The sequence below is a fragment of the uncultured Bacteroides sp. genome, from assembly GCF_949298305.1.
Taxonomy (GTDB): domain Bacteria; phylum Bacteroidota; class Bacteroidia; order Bacteroidales; family Bacteroidaceae; genus Bacteroides.
Map to the genome: position 1 here is coordinate 17,196 of NZ_CASFWU010000031.1, position 14,815 is coordinate 32,010.

The window sequence follows — 14,815 nt, forward strand, 5'->3', positions numbered from 1 at the left end:
TCTTGAATCGGCCCATCGGCCGATTATTCGTTATCTTTTATATCTTTCTTATTTATAAAGTAGGGGTTACCGGTCTGATGGTTCCGTCTTCGTTGAACTCCAAACGGTCGATGCAGACTTCACGGTGTATACCGGGAGCGTCTTTCAGATACCATTTATTGATACGATGATAAACGATAATCCACTCATCGGTACCGGGAATCTGCAGCACCGAATTGTGTGCAGGGCCGTAGATTTCCTTATCAGGATTCTGAATCAGCACAACCGGCTTTTCGGCCACCTGGATGGGACCGAGCGGAGAACGGGACGTGCCGTAAGCCACGTGATAGTTGGGCGAGCCCGTGTCGTCTACCGACCAGAGGAAGTAATAGAGCCCGTTGCGGTAGAATACGTAGGGAGCCTCGCGGTAGGCATAATCCTGAAGCGTGCCGCCTTCGGGCGTCAGCACGGTGAGAGTCTTTTTCTTGATGGAAAGCATGTCCTTGTTCAGTTCGGCACCCGCCATATATCCGTTGCCCCAGTAGAGGTAGCTTTTGCCCGAAACGGGGTCGGTGAACACGTCTACGTCAATCTGCTGTCCGTGTCCAACCGGAGAGTCCGTAATGATGGGATGACCCAAATCCTTGAAAGGTCCTGTGGGATTGTCGCTCACAGCCACACCAATCTGCTTGCCGTTTCCGTCCTTGGGGTTTCCGCTGTAATAGAAATAGTATTTATACTCACCCTTCACCAACTTCTCCTCGATGCAGGGAGCCCACGCATTGCCGTTGGCCCAAGGCACCTGTTCGGACTTCAGGTCGAGCATAATCCCTTCATACGTCCACTGCTTGAGGTCGGTGGAAGAGAACACAGTGAAATACCAGCCTCCCCAGCCCGGCTGTCCGTCGGTAGTGGAGTAAATGTAGTATTTCTTCGTCTTGTTGGAATAGAGAATCTCGGGGTCGGCATGGAATCCCGGCAGGACAGGATTATTGGGCAACTCGCCCAGCTCGGCAGGCTTGCCCCACTTGGCGGTGATGCGCAGCAGTTCGTCGCGGGTGATGGGAATGATGGTGCCGTGGCGCGGATGGAAGTTCATGTTCACCTCGCTGTCTATCACCTTGAAGTTCTTCAGGTCGGTTGTCTCGGTGAACTGATACCGGCCTTTCATGTAAACGTCATACATCAGGATGTATTTGTCCTGACCTATCAGCTTGAAGGTACCCGCACCCTCCACCGCCTCGGTGGTCTGCTGCTTGTATTCGGGGTCTTCGGTCCACTGTCCGGAGGTCAGCGAGCGGGTGGTGGCCACCTTGATGCCGTTGCCGTGTCCCTCGGTCTTGTAGAAGAGGTGGAACACACCGTCCTTGTAGACAATGTCTCCATCGATGCACGACTTTCCGTTCTGCGGCAGGAAGAGGGGTTTGGGTTCGCCTATCAGGTCGGTGAACTCGTCGTTGGCGTAGGCATAATAGATAATGTCCGGTCCGCCTGCATACTGCATGGACCAGTAAACCATATACTTTCCGGCTTCGGGGTCAAAAATGGTCTGCGGAGCCCAGACGCGCTTCAGCCTTTCCTGCCCTTCGTAGCGTTTCTGCATGTTGATGACCGAGTGCGACCAGTTGACCAGGTCGGTGGACTTCAGCAGCACCATGGCCCGGTTGGAGTCCCAGCCGTTGTCCGAAACCATGTCCGTCACCACCATGTAAAAAGTCTTTCCGTCCTGACAACGCAGGATGTGGGGGTCGCGCACACCGCCGGTGGAGCTGATGACCTTGGAGTCGAGCACCGGCTTGCCGCCGTTCAAGGCCCAATAGGAATAACCGTCCATGCTCACGGCAAAACAGACGGCCTCTTCACTGATGTGATTTCCCGTGAAATACGCAAAAAGATAGGCTGCATAATCTTTTTCCTGAACTTCTGCCTGCTGTGAACGGACAGGCAGCAACACAGCCAGCAACAAGCCGGCTGTCAACAAAATCTGTCGAACAGTGTTTCTCATAATTGTAAATGTTTTATTTGGTGTCAAAAATACACAAACAAAACCAGATAAGCAACTATAAATCTACCAAAATGGGGCTATTTTTGGGTCATTCCGGCAAAAAAGAGGAGCAGACGAAGCATCCCCTCCACCGATTTCCGCGTTTGCACATGAAAAGCTGTACACGGGTGTAATATGCATCTGAAATACACTGTAACGGTATGTCTTCCATGCTTGCACGGCCTGCGGACGATGCTTGCACGGCCCGTGGACGATGCTTGCACGGCCCGTGGACGATGCTTGCACGGCCCGTGGACGGTGCTTGCACGGTCTGCGGACGGAACCTGCACGCTCCCGCTGCCGTTGCAAATACCTGCATCCGGCCGGTGAAACCAGGCCCGCTGCCAAGACTGGAGGAAAAAGCCTTCACCCATCCTGCAATTTTGACTTTACCGAACCATCCTTCACCGTTTCACAAGCAATTCCGATACTGACATACAGCATGTTGCCGTGAACCTTCAGGTTTCACCGCCGTGAACGAGAGGGCTGAAGGCGATTATCGTCCCAGCCTTTTCCATAGTTCCGGAACGGGTGAAAGGAAAGGGCATGTAACGTAGGGAAAAGTGGAAATGTAACATGGAGAAAAGTGAAATCCATTTCCGGATTACACCCGTCACCGGCATTCCCCGGCCTGCAACAAACGACAGCATGTCCGCCTCCGCTTGTGGAAACAACCGGAAACGGACATGCAAACAGGGCAGGAAAGTGTCGGCCCAACGGACAGGACTATTGGCGGATGTAGCGCACCATCTCGCACGAGGCCAGCAGGAACGCGCCTACGCCGAAGTTGGCCGTAGAATTGGCATCCACCACCTGACCGGGAATGGCCTTCTCGCCGATGGGCTGCACGTAGCCTACACGGCCATCGGGCTGCAGGGCTACGGTGGTCAGGTAGTTCCACGCCTTCTCCACCACCGGAGCATACGTCTTTTTGTCCAGATAACCGTTGTTCATGCCCCACAGGAAGCCGTAGGTAAAGAAAGCCGTTCCGCTGGTCTCAGGACCGGGAGCGTGTTGGGGATCAAGCATGCTGCGGGTCCAATAACCTTCGGGTTGCTGGCAGGCGGCAATGGACTTGGCCATGGTCTGATAGCGTTCGATGTACTCCTGACGATAGGGGTCTGTTTCAGGCAGGTCCTTCAGGACTTTGGCCCAGGCTGCAAACACCCAGCCGTCGCCGCGTGCCCAGAAGTCCTTCTTGCCGTTCACGCTCTTGTGTTTCGGGTACACATATTTGCCGTCGCGGTAGTAAAGGCCTTCGTCGGCATCGTACATGATGCTGTCGGCATACAGCCAGTATTCGTGCAGTTTCTCCAGATAGAGGGAGTTGCCGGTCAGCTTGTGCATCTTGGTCATCACGGGCATCACCATGTAGAGGCCGTCGGCCCACCACCAGTAGTCGTTCCTGCCGGTGCTCATCTGATACTCCATCACCTCGCAGGCACGGGCAATCTTGTGGCTGTCCGGCTTCACGGTGTACAGGTCGACATAGGTCTGGAAACAAATCTGGTAGTCGCCGAAGAGCACGTAGTCATCGCTCTCGCCATAGCTGTACTTCCAGTCCTCCTTGTTGTCGCTTTTGGCGCCTTTCCACTCGTTGTGTTCGGCCCAGGCCTCGGAGTAATTGTAATAGGCTTCGTTGCCTGTCAGGAAATAGGCTTCCATGTTGCCCGTGTGGTAGGCCGCGTTGTCCCAGAAGGAGCGGCCGTGTTCGGGATGAGTCTCCTGCCAGTGCCGGTTCACGCGGTTGATAATCTCGATGACTTCGGCCTCCTTCGGCTTCGGTTCCGTACACGATGTGCCTCCCACACAGCAGGCGAGGCCCAATAAAGCTACATAAACACTTTTCATAATTTCGTATTTTAAACCTTTCTTTTTGTTGATTGATGTTGTTGCATTTTCATTATTCCACCTCCAGCACGTAGACCGGCTGCGGCTCGAACTCCACGGTACGCTCGCCGTCGCCCTGCATCGTGTGCTGCACAAAGAGGTGGAGGCGCTGTTTCTGTTTCCACAGTTCGGTGTCGTGCGAGGGTTCCCAGGCGTCTACGGCAAAGTCGGTCAGGTCATAGAACTGCCACTCGCCTGCGGCCACGTCTTCCGTATAGGCCATGGACACCTTGCTGCCCCGCTCTTCGTCCCGGAAGATATAACAGGTCTTGCCGCCGGCCACCACAATGCGCGGGCGGGCTATGGGAATCATTTTGGTGCCGCCGCCTTTCAGCGAGAAGGGCGTGGTGCGTTGCGAAACCTGCCGGCTGTGCCACGTCTTTCCGTCGTGCCACACCATGCGGTATTGGGGGATGTCGCTGTCCGGGTCGCGCCAGTAGGTGGCTATGTAGGGATTGCCGTCGGCGTCGGCGCTCATGCTGGTCTGGTTAATCAGTTCCGAGTTCTGCGGGATGCGGCAGGCATATTCCGCGTTTGCCATGCGGATGGACAGGTCGTACGGCTCGCCGTTGGCCTTCTGCCAGGTCCGGCCGTTGTCCATTGAGCGGGCGTAGCAGAGGTCGTGGTTGGTCTCCACGTGCCACGTCTCGCGCCACACCCACGAGAGGTGGATGGTGCCGCGTGCGTCCACATAGAGCTGCCAGTAGGCGTTGCGCTGGTCCTCGCCGTCTATCAGCACATCCTGCACCCGCATCCACCTGCGCGCCTTCACGTCGTAGCGGTTCATCACCAGGTTGCCGCGGCCCGAAGAGCCCGAACGGTAGGCAAACAGCAGGTCGCCGCCCGCCAGCCGGTAGAACTCGGGATAGGTCACGTTGCCTTCGTCCACTCCCGTCATGGGTTCCTTGTCGCCCAGCTGCAAGGAGCGGGGTGCCACGCTGCGGCAGTAGTTCAGCGGGTGTCCGTGATGGTCGAAGGAGACGTGCAGATAGCCGTCGCCGTCCAGCATCAGGCTGATGACGTTGTGCGCGTCCTTCACGTTTCCTCGATATTGGGTGCGGTTCAGCGTCCACTTCTCGGAGCCCAGCTTCCGCTTGCCCAGCACCAGATAGCCCTCGGCGTCGTAATAGGCAATGTATTGCTCGTTGCCCTGCGTAACCAATGAATTGTTGCGGAAAACGGCCGTGTTGACCGACGTCTGGCTGTAGCCTTTCCCCACTTCCACCAGGCGCACCTTCGGAGCCTTCTGCGCCCACAGCGGCGCGATGCCCGGCAGCAGTCCGCACAGGCAGACGCCACACAGCAGCCATTTCCGTCCGATTGTCTTGATTTTCATCTTCAAACCTCCTTTCAGCGGTTATTCGTAATACGCATGGTCTTTGGGGAAATCCTCTCCTTCCCAGGCCTTCTTCGAGGTCCAGGGCAGGGGCTCGTCCGTCCAGAAAGGATGGTCGGCCGCCAGCCCCAGGGGCAGAAAAGCCAGCGAAGCCAGATAAAGGCTGCCGTTGTTGGTGTACCAGTCGGAAATGTTCGGCTGGGAGCCGTTGAAGCCCAATACGAGGAAGCCCTTCTCGTTGAAGTTGCGGTTGTCGGCAAACATGCGCCTGATGACCGCCGTCATGGCAGCACGCACCTGTCCGTTGGGCAGCTCCTTGGGCAGCCACTGCCGCCAGGCCAGCAGGGCCAGCGGCTGGAGGGTACCCGTACGGTAAGTGATGGAACGGCCATAAACGGGGAAGGTTCCTTCGGGGGAGACGAAACGCTCCAGGATGGTGCCGTAGCGCTGCATGCGCTTCTGCGCACGCTGGAAGTTGCACCCGGAGGCATTCCATACCTTATTCTTGCCGCCGTTGGTAAACACCTCCAGGCACTCCACATACATGGGGTGCAGCACGAAGCTGTTGTAGTAGTCGAATGCAAAGCCGGGGCCGTCGCTGTAGAAGCCGTCGCCCACGTACCACTCCTCCACCTTGCGCAGCGCCGAAACAATGCGGTAAGTGTCGCTCTTGGCGCCCGCCTTGCGCAGGAAACACTCTACGGTGGAAGAGAACAGCAGCCAGTTGGTATAAGGCGGGTCTACACGGCGCAACTGGGTGAACTCTTCGATGTAGCGTTGCTTGGTCAGGCTGTCCAGCGGCATCCACAGGGCATCGAAACCGCGCAGGAAGCTCTCGGCCACGTAAGCGGCGTCCACCAGCGGCTGCCCTTCCTTACGCCAAAGCAGATAGTCCTTGCTCTCAGGGTCTACGGCCTGCGCATAGCTTTTCAAGGCCCATTCACGAAGCTGCTTGCGCTGCTTGCCTTCGGCCGTATCGTCGTCGGGCAGCGAGAGCCAGGGAGCCAGTCCGGCCATCAGCCGGCCAAAGCATTCCATGTAAGTGACCCGCTTGTCGCGTCCGTCCCACGTAGGGCTGAGTTCCACCTGCATGTTTTCCTGCAGTTTTCCCTCACTCATGTTGCTCAACACCGGCGCGGCCATCCGGTACATCACATCGCACCACAGCTCGCGGTCGGTCATCACCTTTTCTTTCTTTTTCTTAGCGGAGACATCCTGTACCGTCCCCAAGCATAATGCCAGCAACAACAGCCAGGCATACTTTACTGTTTTCATGATATTGAATAAATGATTAATTGATTCTGTCCGCCGGATTCAATGCAATCCTACCGATGCAAATATAGTTCATCTTCGGCCGACTTAACAGGGCTTATTAATTCAAAAAAGATACTTATTCGGTCAATCTGCCCGAAGGCAGCTCAGGAACCCATTCAAAGGCGCTGATAAACCCGCACATAGTCCACCTCGTATTTCATAGGAAGGGCCGCGTCATCAATCGGTCCTCCGTTCACACCTCCGATGGCAAGATTCAGCAACAGATAAAGAGGCTTTCGGAAAGGATTACTCCCCTGCCCCAAACTGCCGTTCACGGTTTCGGCCAGCGGAATTTCGTTCAGCAGCTCATCATCCAAATACAGCCTGATACTTGTCTCATCCCAATCCATGCGCCAAATGTGGAATTTGTCCGCCCAGCGGGCATCACGGTCTGTAAAATGGGAGAAAGGAACCGCCTTGCTGTTCCACTTTGCCTGCCATGGCCGGTCTGTCCCCCAACAGGCATTGGCCAAGATATGCGGAACTCCCTTGATGCGGTAATACTCCATCACGTCTATCTCTCCGCACGAAGGCCACTCCATGTCACTGCCCAAAAGCCAGATGGCAGGCCAGGCACCTCCCCCCGTCGGAATCTTGGCACACACCTCAAAACGTCCGTAAAGGAACTCCTTTTTTCCGGCTGTAGTAACCGAAGCCGACGTGTATTCAACGAACTCGCGTTTTTTGCGCCAGTCATTGCTGCCGGCCTGATACAGCGGGTTCTTCCGGTTCACCTCTTTCCTTGCCTCAATAACCAGTTTTCCATCCTTACACCGGGCATTCTCCGCCTGATACCACTGCGCCTCCTCGTTGCGGGCAAAACCGTTCTCGTAGTTCCACACGGCCGTGTCAAGCCGTCCGTCTTTGTTGAATTCCTCGCTCCACACCAGTTTCCACTCTTGCGCAACAGCGTGGACTCCTGTTCCGGCCACCAATAGGGCCAGCGCAAACAACTTTCTACAATAATGTTCCAGCATAATCCTCCGTTTTTTTCATCTCTCGGCACAAATGTACTGCACCCTAAGAAAAGATACCTGCCAAAATTCATTCAAAAAAACACTTTAATCGGTCAAATGAAAAAACATCCCGCATTATTCATCCCACTGGAAGGGCTGAATAATACGGGACATCTAAAAATACAGGTATCAATTATTCAGCCTTCTGATATACCCGTACGTAATCAATATGATATTCAAGCGGGAACTTGGAAACATCAGGCGTTCCTCCGTTGCCTCCCAAAGCAAGGTTCAGGAAGATTTGCTGGCCGAAGTTCTCTCCATCATTACCGGGATCGGTAAACGGATTGCGCCATGACCCTCTCCACCAGTCATCCAAGCCTCCACCGCCATTGGTGGTCTTGCTCATTTCGATTTCATTCAGCAACTCGTCGTCCAAATAGAGGCGGATGCTCTTTTCATCCCAGTCCATGCGCCAGATATGATATTTGTTGGCCCATTCGGAATCCTTGTCAACAAACTCACTCAGCGGACGGTTGTATGAGTCCCATGTACCGCTCCAGCGGGTATTGCTGGCCCAGCAGGCATTGGCATGAATGCTCGGCACACCGCCCACCAGGTAATACTCCAACAAGTCAATCTCACCCCCTAACGGCCATTCCCAGCACCAAGAGTCATCGCTGGTTCCGGTTGTCCAGATAGCAGGCCAGGCCCCCATCGCAGTGGGAATCTTGGCGCGGACCTCCATCGTGCCGTAACGGAAACGATAGCTCGAGACAATGCTGCTCGATGTGTACTCGGCATATTCGCGGTTCTTCTTCCAGTCAGAGCTTCCGGCCTCATAGTTCGGATTTTTAATCTGCTCCTTCTTACCGGTAATCACCAAAGCGCCATCGGCCATAACGGCATTCTGATTATAGTACCACTGCAATTCCTCCCTCGAAACGCCATACTGAAGGATCGGGAATCCCTGTTCCATTGAACTCATCGTGCCAAACCAGTTTCAGGTCTGTATTTCCGTAAGTATCGCCAAGAACCGGTTCGTCTGTTACAGGTTCGTATTCCGGTCCTGTCTTGGGGGGCACGTAGCTCACCTTAAAGATGAACATAAGAGTGTTCGTCTTGGGATTGATTCCGTAAGACGTAGAATTCTGAATCTGAAGGGGCAACACAAAAGTTGCATCTGCCTTACGCTCATCCTGTATCAGGTTAATCAACTCCTCCGAGTAAACCAGCAGTTCCACTTCTTCCGAAGCGGTGGCACCGGCGGCCAGTTCCAGTTTATCGGAAGCCAGATTATAATATTCGGCAGGCAACAGTTCGGCTCCCTCATATACACTGTAGAGGGTGGAAGTACCCACTTTGGCTATCGCTTTGTTCAGCGAATCAGCAGCCACCACCAAATCCACGGTGGCCCCTTGCCCGGCCGTACGGTCCTGATACAAGGCCAGGCTCAGTTTATACTTGAAACTCTTAATCTTGGTTGTTGAACTTTCCGGTTCTTCCAGGGCGGTAATCACATTGCACTGGGCACCGTCCCATATTTCCACCGCCTGCTTGATGCCCAACAGATTCAAATCCAGATTTCCCTTGTATTCCAAATCCAGCCCATCGTCACAAGCCTGAAAGGATATTGTGCAGGCGGCCAAACAGCAGGCCGCCATGCTTATCAGTTTATTTTTCATATTCTACACTATTATAACATTAATCCAAAGGAACGGTCTCAGGGTCGTAAACAGCTACTTCCACATCATAGAACGAGAACTCGGACATGTGGAAATATTTGGCGTTGGCCGATGCCGATGTCACCAAGAAACGGAAGTGCTTGAACTTCTTGCCCGGAGTAAAAAAGTCAGAGACATATTCTGTTACGCTTTTGGCAGGCAGACCACTCAATGAAGCGACCGTCTCCCACTCCGTTCCGTCCTGGCTGATTTGCAAGTCGGCAGCTGTCGGGAATCCATCTGAGTTACTTACATTACGGGTTGTGTACTGAATGGCAAAATTCTCATGTTCCTCGTTGAAATCAATCTGTACATATTGAGGAAGAGGAACCTGGGTACCACTCCAGCGCGTATGGAAGAACGTATTGGTATTATTATCAATCAAATTGGAAATCGGGCCTTCCGTAGGTTCCTGATTGTCTGTACTAAGCTGATCGGCAGTCAGGACGACCTTGGTACGGCTTGTCTCGGACAATGTAACAGGAGCCGGTCCGGAAACAGCCTTCACTTCTGTCACGGCACTGCCCTCGTTGGCCGCATTGAATGTCTGGAAAGAGAATGTATAGTCGCCAAAACGCTCGCGGGTGTTGTCAATCAGTAATTCACCCGTATACTTGGAAGCCATCAACGTTACGTTTTCCTTGGACAAGAAGTCATAATAAGATACCTTCAGGTACTCAAATCCCGGATTTTCAGTCACCGTCCAGTACAGACGGATTTGTCCCGGCAATGACTCGTAATGAATGGTCGTAGGCTCGATGGCAGTGGGAGCCTTTACTTCTCCCACCGTCTCGAAAGTCACCAACTTGTCATCGCAACCGCTCATGCCCATCAGCAAACCGGCCGCCAAAAACAAATATTTGAATTTCATAAGCTGAATCTTTTTAGTTTAATCAAAATAATAGTAAGCGCTCCGTCACCAGCCTTCATTCTGACTCAGGTTGGGGTTCTTGCGTCTTTCAGAATCGGGTATCGGGAAGAAATACATCTTGTCATCCCATACCAAATTCTTCGTGGTACGACTGTACGAGAACGAGCCGTCGCTTTCCTTTGTAATCACCAGGCGGTCGATGCTGTTGAAGCCACCTTCCTTCCAGCGGCGGACATCCCAGAAGCGATGTCCCTCGAAGGCGAGTTCCACCATACGTTCTTTCTTATAAACCGTCCAGAATTCGGTACTGCTCATGCCTTCTGGCAAAGCGGGCATTTTCACGTCCGAACGATTGCGCACCCGGTTGATTGCCTCACGAGCACTCAGATTCAAATCAGAATTGGTCTGTTCGGGTGAGCCAAAGTATTTGAAGGCAGCCTCAGCATAGTTCATCAAGAACTCACCCAAACGGAACGTCACCCAGCTGTGTGTCTTTCCGCCACTACCGGTACTGGCACTGATATCTGTTGAGCCATCGACATATTTCTTCACATAATAGCTGGTGGTCGTAGCATAAGGAAGCGGAGCACCGTCGCGGCCACCGACATAGGTTTCCAGTTCCATTGCGTTGGTATTGGGCCATTTTTCGCCGTTACGGGCAATGGTCATGCCGAAGCGGGGATCAAGGTCAGCATACGGATCAAAGCCCAGACGGGCAGCCTGCTCCACTGTGAGATAACTTCCGTCTGTACGCTGGTAGGCATCCACCAGAGTCTGTGTGGGACAGTTTCCAGAATTGGCATTCTCCATACTAATGGGGAAGTTAGTGGTCTCGGGTTCGGTGGTGCTGCCTACACGACGTACAAAAATCATTTCGGAAGCCTTCCAGTTGTTCTCCCCCCAAATGTCAGTGTACTTACCTAAAGAAATACCGTTGTTATTGCAGTAGTTAATAACATCGAGATTGGCCTTGGCAGCCTGAAGATAGAGTTCCTTATCTTCATTGGGATTGAACAGTTTGCTGGCGCGATAGAGCGAGGCACGCGCTTTTAAAGCCAATGCCATACCGCGGTTCACACGTCCGGTCTCGGGATTGGAAGAGTTGCTGGCTGCATCGTTATCCAGTTTACTGTAATCCACAGGAAGTTCGGGAGCTACAGCATCACACTCACTGATGATGAAATCGAACACCTCAGCAGCCGGCGTACGTGTCATACTATTGGCTTCTTCCTCAGTCAGCACCTCTGTTGTAAAAGGTACATCACCGTAAGCGCGTACCAACAAGAAGTAATAGTAAGCACGCAACAAACGAACCTCATACTGATAGCGGTTGTAGCGATTCATCTGAGCCTGATAATCCTCGTCATAACGATGATCAATGAAGTCCAGGTCCAAAGCATTTTTCAGGAAATAGTTTGCCGAACGGATGGGAGTATAGTATCCAAACCAGGAGTAAGGATTCAATGCGCTCCAGTTTCCGTTGGTATAGTCGAACACCGACGAGTAAGTAATGGCCATCTCAGCCTCGTCACAAGCCGAAGCGCGGGAACCGCTGCCCAGCAAATCGTAGTCCAAAGAAGCATAGATGTTGTTCACAAAGCCGGCCGTACGACCAAAATCAGTGAACACATAGTCCGGACCGTATGTTTGATATTCATGATAGTCCATCTTGTCGGCACAGCCAGTCAAGGCAGCGGCACAAGCCACAAGAAGACATACTTTCTTTAATTTCATATTCATAACGTCTGTTAGTTAGTAAAATTAAATACCTACTGAAAGTCCTACGTGAATAGAACGGGTCGCAGGATAAACATCGCCAATAGCTTCGGGATCGGTAATGTCAATGTGGTCGATACTGAACAAATCGGTACCTCTGACATAAACCTTGGCATTGCGCAACTTGATTTTCTCAACCCATGTCTCCGGCAATTTGTAATACACTTCACAATTGCGCAGTTTCAGGAACGAGCGGTCTTCCAGCCATACAGAACTGTTCTGCAAGTTGTTGTCTACTTCTTCCGTAGTCAAACGCGGGAAACGTGCCGAGGGATTCTCGGGTGTCCAGCGGTTTTCGTAAGCATACTGTGAAATAGAAGTGTTATTGACCAAGGGACGATAAATACTTGAAGTAAGCCATGCACTGTAATTGGCCACACCCTGGAAGTAGGCATTGAAGCCCAGACCTTTCCATTCCAGACCCAAATTGAACCCATAATAGATTTCCGGCCAAGCAGTACTGTAACCCATAGGAACCATATCGTTAGAGTTAACCACACCATCGTTGTTCACATCCTTGTACTTCAAATCGCCGGGCTTCACAGGGCCGAACTGTTGGGGAACACTGTTGTCGATGTCGGCCTGATCCACAAAATGACCGACGGCCTGCAATCCCCAAACCTGACCAATAGGTCTGCCTACAGCACTCAGATATTCATACGGTTTCGGTTCCTCCAGATTTTCAATGATTTCATTACGGTTGAACGAATACGTTCCACCTACGCGAAGCTTAAAGTCTCCAATCTGCTTGCTGTAATCCAAGCCTAATTCCGTACCCCAGCTGTCTACGACACCAGCATTGACATACGGGCTACTGATACCCAACACACTGGAATTACGTCCACTTGCATCAACCCAGATATCAGAACGACGCTCATAGAAGCCGTCAATGCTAAAGTTCAATCCCTTCAACAATGATACATCCAAACCTACATTATACTTATAGGCTTTTTCAAGCACTCCATTGACCGAAGCCAGACGACCTTCAGCCCAACCGCCATCACCATTGCCAAAGTTATTTCCACCCACTACGGGATACGTACTACCACCCCCCATCAAATCTTCGTGCCAATAGCCATCGTAGGGTGTATTGTCAGTATTGATAATACCAAATGAAGCACGCAATTTCATGAAATCAATCAGATTCTGGTTCTGCATGAACTCTTCATTGGTAATGACCCAAGACAGACCTATAGTAGGAGAAGGTTTCCAACGGCTATTCGGATCAAGTTTGTTGGAAGCAGAGAACATCAAAGTAAAGTCTGCGAAGTAACGGTTGTTGTAGCCGTAATGCGTGTACCAACCTGCACTCTGTGTATAGAGAGGCACGTTAGTAGCTTCGTTAAACTTATATGTATAAAGCAGCATTGTATAGATGTCGTGCAAGCCGAAACGACGATTCCAGTCCACATTCATCTGGAAATTGAACGAACGGTATTGCCAATCAAGCTTTGAAGAGCCGTTGGAACTACTTACCGAACCACCCGTTACTTGCGAAAACTCAGAGGGCTCACCGTTTTCCCAAGCTGTCACGGTAGTCATCCCCCAACGGTCGCTCTGACGATAGTCTTCCCAGAACGATGACAAAGCATCGTAACCGATACGTACCGATGCCCCCAGTCCTTCGGTGATAGAAGACAAATCCTGACGTAAATTCATATCGGCATACAAGGCACGGGTGTTACCACGAGAATAGCCATGCCCTTGGGCCAGATACACGGGGTTGTAATCACCGCTCCACGTGTTGTTACCACCCCACAGACCATTTTCTGTCTTCACAGGGAAAGCGGCAGAAGGCACCGTATAGAGCTTACCTATCAGATTGTCGCCCGACGAGCTGGGACGGCTGAACTCACTCAACACACCCGAGATATTGGTCTGCAAACGAGTAGTTGACGTCAGGTCGATGTCCAGATTAGAACGGAAGTTGAAGCGCGAATATTTGTCCTGCGTTGAAATGCCGCTTGCCATAGGATTCTTAATGAAACCTCTATCGTTCTGCAGATTCAGCATGGTAAAATAACGCATTTTGGTAGAACCGCCCCGGAAAGTCAGCGTAGCAATGTCTGACATACCCATATCACGGAACACCTCATCCATCCAGTTTACGTTAGGATAGAGATAAGGATACTTGCCACTCTTAAAGGCATTCAGTTCGTTCTGCGAATATCGGGCCGATTTTCCGTCATTAGCCAAAGCCTCGTTGATGGCAGAAGCATAAGTATAAGAATCGGCCATTTCGGGCAAACGGGTCTGCATGTTGAATCCATGGTCGTAAGAGAATTTGATTTCACGACTCTTGTACATACCGCGCTTGGTGACGATATTCACCACACCGTTGACACCCCGGAAGCCATAGAGAGCAATAGCTGCCGCATCGCGCAAGATGCTCACTGACTCCACCTCTTCGGGAGAAATGTAATTCAGAGCCTGGTAATTGTTATCTCGCTCCAATCCGTCTACAACCAACAGAATGCCTTGGTTACTCAACGTTTTGGGGCCACGAATGGCCATTGAGGAAATCTGGTCCCACACGTTACCGGTCTTTTGCATAGTATAAAGACCCGCCACGTTACCATACAAAGCATTACCCACATTGAAAGTTGAACGATTGTCAATCTGGTCGGCATACACTGTGGATACAGCACCGGTGCTCTCTGCGTTGGTCTGTTCCAAACCAAAACCGTAGTTCACCTTCTGTGAAGCAAAATCCATCACAACCTTCATGGGCTGGCCTGTGACCTCTACCACTTTAATGTCATCCTTACCCGTACGGATACATAATTTGTTATCACTTTCTACTACTGGTGCGATAAAATCGCATTAGTTTTAAATATCATCAAATAACGAGAGTTCCTTGACATTTTGGTTTAAAATGATTGATGAGTCTTGCTTTGTTATCAACGACCGCAGGTCTGTTCTTTC

General features: G+C 51.9%; 10 protein-coding genes. All 10 read right to left on the reverse strand.

Going from position 1 to position 14,815, the window contains the following annotated elements:
* Window positions 1–52 precede the first annotated feature (52 nt).
* The 10 genes from Q1Y74_RS05905 to Q1Y74_RS05950 all read right to left on the reverse strand — a co-directional run bounded on the left by Q1Y74_RS05905 (window position 53) and on the right by Q1Y74_RS05950 (window position 14,617).
* On the reverse strand, window positions 53–1,984 hold the full coding sequence (locus Q1Y74_RS05905; protein ID WP_300812868.1) for a family 43 glycosylhydrolase: 1,932 nt from the start codon (window positions 1,982–1,984) through the stop codon (window positions 53–55).
* A 765-nt stretch (window positions 1,985–2,749) separates the two neighbouring features.
* Entirely contained in the window at window positions 2,750–3,874 is a 1,125-nt protein-coding gene (locus tag Q1Y74_RS05910) for a glycoside hydrolase family 88 protein (protein ID WP_300812869.1), read from the reverse strand.
* Between the two features lie 52 nt (window positions 3,875–3,926).
* Window positions 3,927–5,249: a BNR repeat-containing protein gene (locus Q1Y74_RS05915; protein WP_300812870.1), complete on the reverse strand. Its 1,323-nt coding sequence runs from the start codon at window positions 5,247–5,249 to the stop codon at window positions 3,927–3,929.
* 21 nt (window positions 5,250–5,270) lie between these two features.
* Window positions 5,271–6,524 carry a DUF2264 domain-containing protein gene (locus Q1Y74_RS05920; protein WP_300812871.1) on the reverse strand — a complete coding sequence of 418 codons (1,254 nt, stop codon included), beginning with the start codon at window positions 6,522–6,524 and terminating at the stop codon, window positions 5,271–5,273.
* A gap of 155 nt (window positions 6,525–6,679) precedes the next feature.
* Entirely contained in the window at window positions 6,680–7,540 is an 861-nt protein-coding gene (locus Q1Y74_RS05925; RefSeq protein ID WP_300812873.1) for a glycoside hydrolase family 16 protein, read from the reverse strand.
* A gap of 172 nt (window positions 7,541–7,712) precedes the next feature.
* On the reverse strand, window positions 7,713–8,420 hold the full coding sequence (locus tag Q1Y74_RS05930; protein ID WP_300812875.1) for a glycoside hydrolase family 16 protein: 708 nt from the start codon (window positions 8,418–8,420) through the stop codon (window positions 7,713–7,715).
* A 13-nt stretch (window positions 8,421–8,433) separates the two neighbouring features.
* Window positions 8,434–9,204 (reverse strand): DUF1735 domain-containing protein, encoded by a 771-nt coding sequence (locus tag Q1Y74_RS05935; RefSeq protein WP_300812876.1) that lies wholly within the window; start codon window positions 9,202–9,204, stop codon window positions 8,434–8,436.
* A 19-nt stretch (window positions 9,205–9,223) separates the two neighbouring features.
* Window positions 9,224–10,114, reverse strand: coding sequence for a discoidin domain-containing protein (locus Q1Y74_RS05940; protein WP_300812878.1), 891 nt, complete (start codon window positions 10,112–10,114; stop codon window positions 9,224–9,226).
* Between the two features lie 45 nt (window positions 10,115–10,159).
* Window positions 10,160–11,848, reverse strand: coding sequence for a RagB/SusD family nutrient uptake outer membrane protein (locus Q1Y74_RS05945; RefSeq protein ID WP_300812880.1), 1,689 nt, complete (start codon window positions 11,846–11,848; stop codon window positions 10,160–10,162).
* Between the two features lie 27 nt (window positions 11,849–11,875).
* The gene (locus Q1Y74_RS05950) at window positions 11,876–14,617 is read right to left on the reverse strand and encodes a SusC/RagA family TonB-linked outer membrane protein (RefSeq protein WP_300812882.1); all 2,742 of its coding nucleotides are present in this window, start codon (window positions 14,615–14,617) and stop codon (window positions 11,876–11,878) included.
* Window positions 14,618–14,815 lie beyond the last annotated feature (198 nt).

Bases quoted from the DNA above. Each gene is read 5' to 3' on its own strand.
- Q1Y74_RS05905 (WP_300812868.1), bottom strand. From the start codon at position 1,984: ATGAGAAACACTGTTCGACAGATTTTGTTGACAGCCGGCTTGTTGCTG.
- Q1Y74_RS05910 (WP_300812869.1), bottom strand. From the start codon at position 3,874: ATGAAAAGTGTTTATGTAGCTTTATTGGGCCTCGCCTGCTGTGTGGGA.
- Q1Y74_RS05915 (WP_300812870.1), bottom strand. From the start codon at position 5,249: ATGAAAATCAAGACAATCGGACGGAAATGGCTGCTGTGTGGCGTCTGC.
- Q1Y74_RS05920 (WP_300812871.1), bottom strand. From the start codon at position 6,524: ATGAAAACAGTAAAGTATGCCTGGCTGTTGTTGCTGGCATTATGCTTG.
- Q1Y74_RS05925 (WP_300812873.1), bottom strand. From the start codon at position 7,540: ATGCTGGAACATTATTGTAGAAAGTTGTTTGCGCTGGCCCTATTGGTG.
- Q1Y74_RS05930 (WP_300812875.1), bottom strand. From the start codon at position 8,420: ATGGCCGATGGCGCTTTGGTGATTACCGGTAAGAAGGAGCAGATTAAA.
- Q1Y74_RS05935 (WP_300812876.1), bottom strand. From the start codon at position 9,204: ATGAAAAATAAACTGATAAGCATGGCGGCCTGCTGTTTGGCCGCCTGC.
- Q1Y74_RS05940 (WP_300812878.1), bottom strand. From the start codon at position 10,114: ATGAAATTCAAATATTTGTTTTTGGCGGCCGGTTTGCTGATGGGCATG.
- Q1Y74_RS05945 (WP_300812880.1), bottom strand. From the start codon at position 11,848: ATGAAATTAAAGAAAGTATGTCTTCTTGTGGCTTGTGCCGCTGCCTTG.
- Q1Y74_RS05950 (WP_300812882.1), bottom strand. From the start codon at position 14,617: ATGAAGGTTGTGATGGATTTTGCTTCACAGAAGGTGAACTACGGTTTT.